At 59.6% G+C, this 12,115-nt stretch carries 11 protein-coding genes; 4 read left to right on the top strand and 7 right to left on the bottom strand.

Annotation, left to right across the window (positions count from 1 at the left end; all coding sequences use genetic code 11):
- A partial coding sequence (locus tag INF73_RS00500; protein ID WP_227413027.1) for a PAAR domain-containing protein occupies nt 1-307 on the bottom strand: 307 nt, incomplete at its 3' end.
- Nucleotides 308-552: 245 nt separating this feature from the next.
- On the opposite strand from INF73_RS00500, the gene rimO reads away from it, so the two are divergent.
- Nucleotides 553-1,878, top strand: coding sequence for a 30S ribosomal protein S12 methylthiotransferase RimO (gene rimO / locus INF73_RS00495; protein ID WP_045259986.1), 1,326 nt, complete (start codon nt 553-555; stop codon nt 1,876-1,878).
- A gap of 63 nt (nt 1,879-1,941) precedes the next feature.
- On the opposite strand, the gene gsiD is transcribed toward rimO, so the two are convergent.
- The 5 genes from gsiD to iaaA are packed head-to-tail and all read right to left on the bottom strand — an operon-like array spanning nt 1,942 to nt 8,164.
- A complete protein-coding gene (gene gsiD, locus INF73_RS00490) occupies nt 1,942-2,853 on the bottom strand; it encodes a glutathione ABC transporter permease GsiD (RefSeq protein ID WP_028012480.1) in 912 nt (303 codons plus the stop codon).
- A gap of 1 nt (nt 2,854) precedes the next feature.
- Complete coding sequence (gsiC, locus tag INF73_RS00485; RefSeq protein WP_045630942.1) at nt 2,855-3,775, bottom strand: glutathione ABC transporter permease GsiC; 921 nt, start codon at nt 3,773-3,775, stop codon at nt 2,855-2,857.
- 5 nt (nt 3,776-3,780) lie between these two features.
- Nucleotides 3,781-5,319, bottom strand: a complete 1,539-nt coding sequence (gsiB, locus tag INF73_RS00480; protein ID WP_041910691.1) for a glutathione ABC transporter substrate-binding protein GsiB — start codon at nt 5,317-5,319, stop codon at nt 3,781-3,783.
- 23 nt (nt 5,320-5,342) lie between these two features.
- Nucleotides 5,343-7,214: a glutathione ABC transporter ATP-binding protein GsiA gene (gene gsiA / locus INF73_RS00475; RefSeq protein WP_193541521.1), complete on the bottom strand. Its 1,872-nt coding sequence runs from the start codon at nt 7,212-7,214 to the stop codon at nt 5,343-5,345.
- A gap of 11 nt (nt 7,215-7,225) precedes the next feature.
- Entirely contained in the window at nt 7,226-8,164 is a 939-nt protein-coding gene (iaaA, locus tag INF73_RS00470) for a beta-aspartyl-peptidase (RefSeq protein WP_193541523.1), read from the bottom strand.
- Between the two features lie 188 nt (nt 8,165-8,352).
- Between iaaA and moeA the strand changes: the two genes are divergently transcribed.
- Together moeA and moeB are read left to right on the top strand one after the other, a co-directional pair.
- Nucleotides 8,353-9,585, top strand: a complete 1,233-nt coding sequence (moeA, locus tag INF73_RS00465) for a molybdopterin molybdotransferase MoeA (protein ID WP_193541526.1) — start codon at nt 8,353-8,355, stop codon at nt 9,583-9,585.
- Nucleotide 9,586: 1 nt separating this feature from the next.
- Nucleotides 9,587-10,339 (top strand): molybdopterin-synthase adenylyltransferase MoeB, encoded by a 753-nt coding sequence (moeB, locus tag INF73_RS00460; protein ID WP_193541528.1) that lies wholly within the window; start codon nt 9,587-9,589, stop codon nt 10,337-10,339.
- 85 nt (nt 10,340-10,424) lie between these two features.
- Here moeB and fsa read toward each other — a convergent pair whose 3' ends face one another.
- The gene (gene fsa / locus INF73_RS00455) at nt 10,425-11,087 is read right to left on the bottom strand and encodes a fructose-6-phosphate aldolase (RefSeq protein ID WP_193541530.1); all 663 of its coding nucleotides are present in this window, start codon (nt 11,085-11,087) and stop codon (nt 10,425-10,427) included.
- A 127-nt stretch (nt 11,088-11,214) separates the two neighbouring features.
- Between fsa and INF73_RS00450 the strand changes: the two genes are divergently transcribed.
- A complete protein-coding gene (locus INF73_RS00450) occupies nt 11,215-12,114 on the top strand; it encodes a glycyl-radical enzyme activating protein (protein WP_193541532.1) in 900 nt (299 codons plus the stop codon).
- The last annotated feature ends 1 nt before the right edge of the window (nt 12,115 follow it).

Below are 12,115 nucleotides of genomic sequence, written 5' to 3'. Positions count from 1 at the left end.
AAATTGTCGGCGGTGTGGTTGCCGTTATCGGTGCCGACGTTCTGGATTCGCTGCGTGATTCATAGGTTTGAACGGTTATCTGCGGGATGATTTTTGCATTACAGGGACAACTGCTGAAACTGTCCAGACTGCCTGCAACAAGGCGACCATCCGTTTTAATCCATCCAATGCCACCGACGATGCGGTAAGTATTGCCATCTTTACCACATGATACCCGGTCACCCATTCGGGCAACTGATATGCCGTTGGTTCTTCTGTTTGATGCTCCTTCCAGCACACGACCACCACAAGTGGTGGGGTCATACATATGCAAAATGTATCCTCTTGCCATAAGTCCTTCTACTTATTATAAAAATAATCCAACAGGCCATTTTACATGCAATAACCACACTATCAATAAGCACTACTTCTAAGTAAAACACCGTTTCAAAACAAGAAAAATCAGGTAATATCGAAAAGCCGCGCTAACCGCAATTCTTCAGTACAATTTTCCCGCCAACCTCTGTAGAATTCCTGCCCTGACCACTCCAAAAATCGAACAATTTTTAACCTATGAGCAATGTTACGCACCAGCCGAAAATCGGCTTCGTCTCCCTGGGCTGCCCGAAAAACCTGGTGGATTCAGAACGCATCCTGACCGAACTGCGCACCGAGGGCTATGACGTGGTGCCAAGCTACGATAACGCCGATATGGTGATCGTTAACACCTGCGGGTTTATCGACAGCGCGGTCCAGGAGTCACTGGAAGCGATCGGTGAAGCGCTGACCGAAAACGGCAAAGTGATCGTGACCGGCTGCCTGGGCGCGAAAGTGGACCAAATCCGCGAAGTGCACCCGAAGGTGCTGGAGATCACCGGCCCGCACAGCTACGAGCAGGTGCTGGAACATGTTCATCACTACGTGCCAAAACCAAAGCACAACCCGTTCCTGAGCCTGGTGCCGGAACAGGGCGTGAAGCTGACGCCGCGTCACTACGCCTACCTGAAAATTTCTGAAGGCTGCAACCATCGCTGCACCTTCTGCATCATCCCGTCGATGCGTGGCGATCTGGTGAGCCGTCCGATTGGCGAAGTGCTGGCGGAAGCGAAACGTCTGGCCGATGCGGGCGTGAAGGAGCTGCTGGTGATTTCCCAGGACACCTCGGCTTACGGCGTAGACGTTAAACACCGCTCCGGTTTCCACAACGGCGAGCCGGTGAAAACCAGCATGGTGGGCCTATGCGAGCAGCTGTCCAAACTCGGTATCTGGACGCGCCTGCACTACGTTTACCCGTACCCGCACGTTGACGACGTCATCCCGCTGATGGCGGAAGGCAAAATCTTGCCATACCTGGACATCCCGCTGCAGCACGCCAGCCCGCGTATCCTGAAGCTGATGAAGCGTCCTGGCTCCGTTGACCGCCAGCTGGCGCGCATCAAGCAGTGGCGTGAAATCTGTCCGGACCTGACCCTGCGCTCCACCTTTATCGTCGGCTTCCCGGGTGAAACCGAAGAAGACTTCCAGATGCTGCTCGACTTCCTGAAAGAAGCGCGCCTGGACCGTGTCGGCTGCTTCAAGTACAGCCCGGTGGAAGGCGCAACCGCCAACGAGCTGGCAGACCAGGTGCCGGAAGAGGTTAAGGAAGAGCGCTGGAACCGCTTCATGCAGCTGCAGCAGCAGATTTCTGCCGAGCGTCTGCAGGAAAAAGTGGGCCGTGAGATCATGGTTATCATCGACGAAGTGGACGAAGAAGGCGCGATTGGCCGCAGCATGGCGGACGCCCCTGAAATCGACGGCGCGGTGTACCTGAACGGCGAAACCAACGTTAAGCCGGGTGATATTATTCGCGTCAAAGTTGAAAACGCGGACGAGTATGACCTGTGGGGTAGCCGGGTTTAATCTCACTGCACATCTTTTACAGGCCGGGTAAGGCGTAGCCGCCACCCGGCACATTTCACTGCACTACCCCTTAATCCTCGGATCCAGCGCGTCGCGCAGTCCATCCCCCAGCAGGTTAAACGCCAGCACGGTCAGGAAAATCGCCAGGCTCGGGAAGATCGCCACGTGTGGCGCAATCACCATATCGGCCCTCGCCTCGTTCAGCATCGCGCCCCATTCCGGCGTCGGAGGCTGTGCCCCTAGCCCCAGAAACGACAGGCTGGCCGCCGAAATAATCGACACGCCGATACGCATGGTGAAATAGACCACGATGGACGACACCGTCCCGGGCAGAATATGGCTGAACAGAATGGTGGTATCGCTGGCCCCCATGCTGCGGGCCGACTCGATAAATGTCTGCTGCTTCAGCACCAGCGTGTTGCCGCGCACCAGGCGGGCAAAGGCCGGAATCGAAAAGACCGCCACCGCGATAATAACGTTGGCCATACCGCTGCCCATAATGGCGACAACGGCAATCGCCAGCAGAATGCCGGGAAAGGCAAACAGCACGTCGCAGATGCGCATGATGATGCGGTCCCACCAGCCTTCATAATACCCGGCGACGAGCCCCAGCACGGTACCGATAGCCGCGCCGATCAGCACCGCGACAACCCCGGCGGCGAGAGAAATTTGCGCCCCCACCAGCACGCGGCTGAAGATATCGCGGCCAAGCGAGTCCACGCCGAACCAGTGCAGCATTGAGGGGCCGTCGTTCAGGCGGTCGTAGTCAAAGTAGTTTTCCGCATCAAACGGCGCTACCCACGGCGCAACGATCGCCACGGCAATTAGCACCAGCACGAACAGCCCCGCCGCCATTGCGACCGGCTGACGGCGAAAACGTCGCCAGAATTCGGACCACGGGGTACGGACATGCTCCGGTTTCAGCCCCGGCATCGCGTTCAAAACGGCCTGACGCCGCCAGTTCAACAATCGCATCTTACTTATACCTGATGGCCGGGTTAATGGCGGCGTAGAGCACGTCCACCACTAAGTTGATAAGAATAAACTCCAGCGAGAAAAGCAGGACTTCCGCCTGAATCACCGGGTAGTCGCGCATCTCGACGGAATCGACCAGCAGACGCCCCAGCCCCGGCCAGTTGAAGACCTTTTCCACGACGATAGAGCCACCCAGCAGGAAACCAAACTGCAGCCCCATCATCGTCACCACCGGGATCATCGCATTGCGGAACCCGTGCTTGAGAATGACCCACTTCTCGCTGACTCCTTTCGCCCGCGCGGTGCGAATATAATCTTCGCTCAGCACGTCCACGAACGAGGCGCGGGTAAAGCGGGCCATCACCGCCGACACGGCAGCGCCCAGCGTCATGGAGGGCAGAATGTAATGCTTCCAGGTATCGGCCCCGACGGTCGGCAGCCAGCCCAGTTCAACGGAAAAGATTTGCATCAGCAGCATCCCCAGCGCGAATGCCGGGAAGGAGATGCCGGTCACCGCCAGGGCCATGCCGAGCTTGTCCGGCCAGCGGTTGCGCCAGACGGCCGCAATAATCCCCGCGCCCAGCCCAAACGCCACCGCCCAGCCCATGCTGGCAATCGTTAACCAGAACGTGGGCATAAAGCGGCTGGCAATCTCCTCCGACACCGGACGCCTCGACACCATTGAAATACCAAAGTCGCCCTGCAGAACGTTGCACATATAGTGCAGAAACTGCATATACAGCGGCTGGTCGAGGCCCAGCTGTTTACGCACCAGCTCAATGACGGTGGCATCCGCTTCGGGCCCGGCTACCAGGCGCGCCGGATCGCCCGGCAGCATGTGGACAAACAAAAACACCAGCACCGCCACTATCAGCAGCGTCGGGATAAGCCCCAGCAGACGTTTACAAACATAATTCAGCATGAGGTTTATTTTAAATCCGCATCGTCAAAGCTAAAGCCGGTGTCCGGCATGATGTAGAACCCGGTCAGCGCTTTATTATGGGCTGAGACCAGTTTCTCCACCACCAGCGGTACCCACGGCGACTCTTTCCAGATAATGTCCTGCGCGTCCTTGTAGAGGCGGGCTTTCTCTTCCGGTTTGGTGGTTTTCAGGGCATCGGCCAGGTCTTTGTCCACCTGCGGATTGCTGTAAAACGCGGTGTTGAACAGGGTTGGCGGCCAGTTCTGCGAGGCAAACAGCGGCGACAGCGCCCAGTCGGCTTCACCGGTCGAGGCGGTCCAGCCTGTGTAGAACATCCGCACGCCGCTCTCTTTCTGCCCTTTCCCCTCCACTTCTGCCGCACGCTGCCCGGCATCCATCGCGGTCACCTGCGCCTTGATACCCACCTGCGCCAACTGCTGCTGGGTAAACTGCAGCACCTTCTGCGCGGTACTGTGGTTATGCGACGACCACAGCGTGGTGCTGAAGCCGTTCGGGAAACCCGCCTCTTTCAGCAGCTCGCGCGCTTTAGCCGGATCGTACGGCCATGGCTGATAGCTTTGCGCATACGCGATAGACGGCGGCAGCACGCCGGTGGCCGGGGTGGCATAACCCGCAAAAGCGACCTTCACCAGCGCCTGACGGTTAATGGCATAGTTGATGGCTTCACGCACCTTCGGGTTATCGAACGGCTTCTGCGTGACGTTCATGCTGATGTAGCGCTGCATGATAGACGGGCTGGCAACCAGCTCCAGCTTGCTGTTTTTCTGCAGAATGGCGGCCTGCTCATACGGGATGGGGAAGGCAAACTGCGCCTCGCCGGTTTGCAGCATTGCCGCGCGGGTGTTGTTATCCACCACCGGGCGCCAGGTGATGGTGTCCAGCTTCGGCAGCCCCTGCTGCCAGTATCCCGCGAATTTTTTCACCTTCACAAAATCGGTCTGGTTCCAGGTGAGCAGCTCGTACGGCCCGGTTCCCACCGGGTGGAAACCGATCTCTTTACCGTACTTTTTCAGCGCGGCGGGCGAGATCATCGCCGTCGCCGGATGCGCCAGAATATTGATAAACGCGGAGAATGGCTCTTTCAGAGTGATTTTTACCGTTGCCGGGTCAACTACCTCGGTGCTGGCGATATTTTTATACAGGTTATAGCGCTTGAGGCTGTTTTGAGGATTGCTGGCACGGTCGAGGTTGACCTTTACCGCCTCCGCATTGAAATCAGTCCCGTCCTGGAACTTCACGCCGGAACGGAGCTTGATGGTATAGACCAGCCCGTCGTCGGATACGGTGTACCCCTCCGCCAGCACATTTTTCAGCTTCATCTCTCTGTCGAGACCAAACAGCCCCTGATAGAACGATTTCGCCACCGCCTGGGAGAGCGTGTCGTTGGCGTCGTACGGATCGAGCGTGGTGAAGTTGGAGCCGACGGCAACCACCACGTCTTTGGCGGCGAACGCGGGGGCAGCGGCCAGGGCTGCCGTCACGCTCGCGGCTAACAACCATCTACGCGCTACAAATGTAACCATTGTGTTCTCCTGCCTGTTGTAAGTTATAACCGTGAGAAGGCATTGTCCTGGCGCGGCGGAGCCACGAAATGACCTGGCCCGACCTCACGCAGCGCCACGCGCTCCACGGCTTCGCCGCGTTTACGAATATTGCTCGGCATTTCATCCTGCAGCAGCACGCGCTGCCCGTGACGATGCGCCGGATCGGCAACCGGGACCGCCGCGATGAGCTTGCGGGTGTACGGATGCTGTGGGTTCTCAAACACCGCTCTTCGCGGCCCGATTTCCACGATTTGCCCCATAAACATCACCGCCACGCGATGGCTGATGCGCTCAACCACCGCCATATCGTGCGAGATAAACAGGAAGGCGATCCCCATATCCCGCTGTAAATCTAGCAACAGGTTGATGATTTGCGCCCGGATAGAGACATCCAGCGCCGAGACGGATTCATCCGCAATCACCACTTTCGGGTTCAGCGCCAGCGCGCGGGCGATGCAGATACGCTGCCGCTGCCCGCCGGAAAACTCGTGCGGATAACGCCAGGCGTGTTCCGGCTTCAGGCCAACGCGCTCCAGCAACCAGGCCACGCGACGCTGCGCCGCCTCGCCGTCGAGCAGGTTATGCACCCGCAGCGGCTCCATAATTGAGTACCCTACCGTATGGCGCGGGTCGAGAGAGGCATACGGATCCTGGAAGATAAACTGAATATCTCGCCGTATCGCCTGTAATTTATTATCTGGCAGGGTGTCGATACGTTCACCGTTAAAGGTGATCGTCCCCTCCTGGGTCTCCACAAGCCTGAGCAGCGCCCGCCCGGTGGTGGATTTCCCGCAGCCGGACTCTCCTACCAGCGCCAGCGTTTCACCCGGCCAGAGATCGAAACTGACGTTTTCCACTGCATGCACTTCGCGCTTCAGGCGGTTGAAAATTCCGCTGCGCAGCGGAAAGCGGGTCACCAGATTGCGCACTTCGAGTATCGGTTTGCCCGACACCACGGTGTCCTGCTCGCCTTCATCCTCCTGCGGCTCTGTCGCCTCCAGGGAAATCAGCGGAAAACGACGCGGCAAATCGCTGCCGTTCATTGCCCCAAGCCGCGGCACCGCCGCCAGCAGCGCTTTGGTGTAAGGATGCTCGGGGGCATGGAAAATCTGCTCGACCGCACCGGTTTCCACAGCATTGCCCTTATGCATCACCAGCACCCGATCGGCGATGTCAGCCACTACGCCCATATCGTGGGTGATGAAAATCACCCCCATCTCCATCTCCTGCTGCAGCACTTTGATGAGCTGCAGGATCTGCGCCTGAATCGTCACGTCCAGCGCCGTCGTCGGCTCATCGGCGATCAGCACCGCCGGACGGCAGGAGAGCGCCATGGCAATCATCACCCGCTGGCGCATGCCGCCGGAAAGCTGATGCGGGTAGCGCCCCAGAATGGCCTGCGCCTCCGGAATGCGCACCAGCTCCAGCATGCGTCTCGCTTCCCTGAGCGCCTCATCGCCGCTCAGCCCCTGATGCAGCCGGATGGACTCGGCAATTTGCTCCCCGACCGGGAACACCGGGTTCAGGGAGGTCATCGGCTCCTGGAAGATCATCGCAATATCCGCCCCGCGCACGCCCTGCATCTGCGCGCCGCTCAGCTCGTTTAAATCGATGACCTGACGGTTACGGCGGCGCAGGAGCATTTTCTCGCTGCTGATTTGCCCGCCCGTCTGTTCCAGCAGGCGCATCAGCGCCAGCGCGGTGACCGATTTACCGGAGCCGGATTCGCCAACAATCGCCAGCGTCTCGCCGCGTCTGAGCGAGAACGATAAATTCTGTACTGCGGGGATGAACTGCCGCTCTTCCTGAAACGCAATATTCAGCTGATGGACAGCCAGCACCTCGCGGTTGTCCAGTTCTTCAGTGTGCGGCACGCGCTGCCCCCTTATTCACGATAGATGCCCGTGCTCGGCTCATCACCGGCATAACCCCAGGCGCGGTACATGCCTTCGCTGTTGAACGGCAGGGCCACGTTGCCCTCACGATCGACCGCAATCAGCCCGCCGACGCCGCCCAGGGCAGGTAATTTTTCCATCACCACGCGCTCGCAGGCCTCGCTCAGGCTTAAACCGCCGTAATCCATCAGCGCGGTGATGTCGTAGGCCGCGAGGGCGCGAATAAACACTTCCCCGGTGCCGGTACACGACACCGCCGCCGTGGCGTTATTGGCATAGCAGCCCGCGCCGGGCAGCGGGCTGTCGCCGACGCGTCCCGGCAGCTTGTTGGTCATGCCGCCCGTTGACGTCGCCGCCGCGAGGTTACCGGCTTTATCGAGCGCCACCGCGCCAACCGTGCCCATTTTGGTGGTTTCATCCAGCGGCGCAGTATGGTCAAGCTGCGTTATGCCCGCCGTACGGGCTTCCAGCAGCTGCTGATAGCGTTCTTCCGTGGAAAACAGATCCGGCGATACCGGTTCCATTCCGTGCTCAAAGGCAAATTTTTCCGCCCCAGCGCCCGCCAGCAGAACGTGCGGGCTCTCCTCCATCACCAGACGCGCCGCCAGCACCGGATTTCGCAGATGGCTCACCCCCGCCACGGCGCCCGCCTTCAGGGTGACGCCGTCCATCACGCAGGCGTCCAGCTCGTGGGTTTCATCCCGGGTAAAGACCGAACCTATTCCGGCATTAAAGAGCGGACACTCTTCCAGCAGGCGCACCGCCTCGGTGACCACATCCAGCGCGCTCTCGCCCGCTTCCAGCATTTTCTGGCCCGTTTCCACAATGGCGTACAGCGCGTCAATGTAGCGCTTTTCCTGCTCGGGACTGAACTGTGCACGGGTGATTGCCCCTGCGCCGCCATGAATTGCGATTACCGCATTAACCATTCGCATCACCCGTTAGCCTGATTCGCGGCTTTTTCTATAAATATCATTATCGTCGATGAAACTTCAGATGATTTTTGAATATAGAAAGACGCAACAGTGATGTAAAGCGTACACCCATCGGGTCATACAGTTAGCCGCACTTTTCTGCCATAATGGGTGCTTTCGTTGTTACTCCGCAGGAGCCCACCATGGATTTTACCGCCGGACTGATGCCGCTTGAGACGGCAATCTCGCAGATGCTTGACCGTATTTCTCCGCTGCATGACGTTGAGACGCTGCCGCTTGTGCGCTGTTTTGGTCGTATTGCCGCGCGCGATATCGTCTCGCCGATGAACGTGCCGGGGTTCGATAACTCCGCGATGGACGGTTACGCGGTGCGCCTGGCGGATCTCCAGACGGGTAACGCCCTGCCGGTGGCGGGTAAAGCCTTTGCGGGCCAGCCGTTTGGCGGCGAATGGCCTGCGGGCACCTGCGTGCGCATCATGACCGGCGCGCCGGTTCCGCAGGGCTGCGACGCCGTGGTGATGCAGGAAGAGACCGAGCAGACCGACGACGGGGTACGTTTTACCGCGAACGTTAAAGCGGGTCAGAACATCCGCCGCACGGGCGAAGACATCACCCTCGGCGCGACCGTTTTTGCCGCCGGGCAGAAATTGACGGTAGGTGAACTGCCGGTGCTGGCGTCGCTCGGCATCGCGGAAGTTGACGTTGTCCGCAAGGTGCGCGTGGCGGTCTTCTCCACCGGCGACGAGCTGCAGCTTCCGGGCCAGCCGCTGCAGGACGGCCAGATTTATGACACCAACCGCCTGGCGGTACACCTGATGCTAGAGCAGCTGGGCTGCGAGGTGATTAACCTCGGCATCATTCCAGACGACCCGGAAAAACTGCGCGCGGCATTTATCGAGGCGGACAAATCCGCCGACGTGGTCATCAGCTCCGGCGGCGTCTCCGTGGGCGAAGCGGATTACACTAAAACCCTTCTTGAAGAGCTGGGCGAAATCGCCTTCTGGAAGCTGGCGATTAAGCCGGGCAAACCGTTCGCGTTTGGCAAGCTTCCGCACAGCTGGTTCTGCGGCCTGCCGGGTAACCCGGTCTCTGCGGCACTCACCTTCTACCAGCTGGCGATCCCGCTGCTGGCGAAGCTTTCCGGCAACAAAGCCAGCCCGCTGCCGGAACGCCTGCGCGTGCGTGCCGCTACGCGGCTGAAAAAATCGCCGGGTCGTCTCGATTTCCAGCGCGGCATTCTGGTCCGCGGCGCGGACGGTGAGCTCGAAGTGAGCACCACCGGACATCAGGGCTCGCACATTTTCAGCTCCTTCAGTCTGGGTAACTGCTTCATCGTGCTGGAGCGCGAGCGTGGCAACGTGGAAGCCGGCGAATGGGTTGAGGTTGAGCGCTTTAACCACCTGTTCGGAGGCTGACATGACGGTGGAGCTGAGCGACCAGGAGATGATGCGCTACAACCGCCAGATCGTGCTGCGCGGGTTTGACTTTGAGGGGCAGGAAGCGCTTAAGGCAGCCAAAGTGCTGGTCGTCGGTCTCGGCGGGCTGGGCTGCGCCGCCGCGCAGTATCTTACGGCGGCGGGCGTGGGCAGGATGACGCTGTTGGATTTCGATACCGTCTCGGTGTCCAACCTGCAGCGCCAGACGCTGCACAGCGACGCGACGGTTGGCCAGCCGAAGGTGGACTCTGCCCGCACGGCGCTGGCGCGCATCAACCCCAACGTTCAGTTCACCCTGATTGACGCGATGCTGGATGACGACGCGCTGTTCGCGCAGATTGCGCAGCACGATCTGGTGCTCGACTGCACCGATAACGTCGCGGTCCGTAACCAGCTGAACGCGGGCTGTTTTGCCCACAAAATCCCGTTGGTCTCCGGCGCGGCAATCCGCATGGAGGGGCAAATCAGCGTCTTCACGTACGCGGAGGGTGAACCCTGCTACCGCTGCCTGAGCCGTCTGTTTGGCGAGAATGCGCTGACCTGCGTCGAGGCGGGCGTGATGGCGCCGTTGGTCGGCGTGATTGGCTCCCTGCAGGCGATGGAAGCGATCAAAGTGCTGGCGCACTACGGCACGCCTGCCGCGGGGAAAATCGTGATGTATGACGCGATGACCTGCCAGTTCCGCGAGATGAAGCTGATGCGTAACCCGGGGTGTGAGGTGTGTAGTCAGTAAAAAGTCGGGCGGCGGCTTCGCCTTACCCGACCTACAACGGCTCGAACGTAGGCCGGGTAAGCGTCAGCGCCACCCGGCAACCGCGTCAGATAGATATCCGTCCAAACGCCCCCTGCCAGTCCTGCTCAAACTTCACGATCGCCGCATCCACCGCAGGGGAAGTAATAAACTGCTGCGCCACGTCCAGCGGCAGCGTGATGGACTCGCAGCCTGCCACCAGGCAGTCCAGCGCCTGACGCGGGGTTTTAAAGCTCGCGGCCAGCACTTTTGACTGCGGCACGTGCAGCGTCAGCAGCTGCTGTAATTCCACAACGGTCTGGATCCCGTCCCCGCCCTGCGCGTCCACGCGGTTAACGTAAGGGGCCACATACTCAGCTCCGGCCAGGGCGGACAGCATCCCCTGCGCAGCGCCATACACCGCCGTGCCCAGCGTCGGGATCCCTTCCGCTTTCAGCATCTTAATGGCCGCCAGCCCTTCTGCGGTCACCGGCACCTTCACCACCAGGTCGTTAATGATAGCACGCAGCTTGCGCGCGTCTTCCACCATCCCTTCGGCGGTGGTTGCCATTACCTGCGCAAACAGACGGCCCTTACCGCCCATCGCGTCGTGCAGCGCGGGCAGCAGCTCGTCGAGCGGCGTTTTACCGGCAGCAACAATGCTTGGGTTGGTGGTCACGCCCGCCAGCGGGAAGATACGCGCCAGCTTTTTGACTGCCGCAACGTCAGATGTGTCGAGATAAAGTTCCATGATGTCACCCTCAAAATTAGCCTGCACTTACCCTATCACGATAAAACCTGCTCAAGAGTTGACCTGCATCAAGATAACTTTCATTCGAAAGTCATTTAATCTTCATATGCAACTTGAGGGCAAAAATATGATCTTCAATATTCAGCGTTATTCCACCCACGACGGCCCCGGTATTCGAACCGTGGTGTTCCTGAAAGGCTGCTCGCTGGGCTGTCGCTGGTGCCAGAACCCGGAAAGCCGCTCGCGCAGCCGGGACGTGCTGTTTGACGCGCGCCTGTGTCTGGAAGGCTGCGACCTGTGTCAGCTGGCGGCACCGGGCTGTATCGAACGCGCGCTCAATGGCCTGGTCATCCACCGCGAAAAGCTGAGTGAAGAGACGCTTAACACCCTCACCGACTGCTGTCCAACGCAGGCGCTTACCGTCTGCGGTGAAGAGAAGCAGGTGGACGAGATCATGGCCACCGTGCTGCGCGACAAACCCTTTTATGACCGCAGCGGCGGCGGGATCACCCTCTCCGGCGGCGAGCCGTTTATGAACCCGGAGCTGGCGCACGCCCTGTTCAAGGCCAGCCACGAACAGGGTATCCACACCGCCGTCGAAACCTGCCTTCACGTGCCGTGGCACTATATCGAGCCGTCATTACCGTACGTCGATCTGTTCCTTGCCGACCTTAAGCACGTCGACGGAGCGGTGTTCAAACAGTGGACCGACGGTTCGGCCAAACGGATCCTGGACAACCTGAAGCGCCTCGCCGCTGCCGGGAAAAAGATCACCATCCGCGTGCCGCTGATCCAGGGCTTTAACGCCGATGAAGCGTCCATCACAGCCATTACCAACTTCGCTGCCGACGAACTCGGCGTCGATGATATTCATTTTTTGCCGTATCACACGCTGGGCATGAACAAATACACCCTGCTCGGCCAACCTTACTCTGCCCCTGACAAACCGCTGGATAACCCTGCCCTGCTGGATTTCGCGCAGCAGTACGCCTGCCAGAAAGGGTTAACCGCGACCTTACGAGGATAAA

Origin of the sequence: Enterobacter cloacae complex sp. P6RS, assembly GCF_014982245.1 — a bacterium.
Lineage (GTDB): Bacteria > Pseudomonadota > Gammaproteobacteria > Enterobacterales > Enterobacteriaceae > Enterobacter > Enterobacter bugandensis.
The sequence above is the reverse complement of the archived record's forward strand: the minus strand, read 5'-3'. Positions and strand labels throughout refer to the sequence as shown.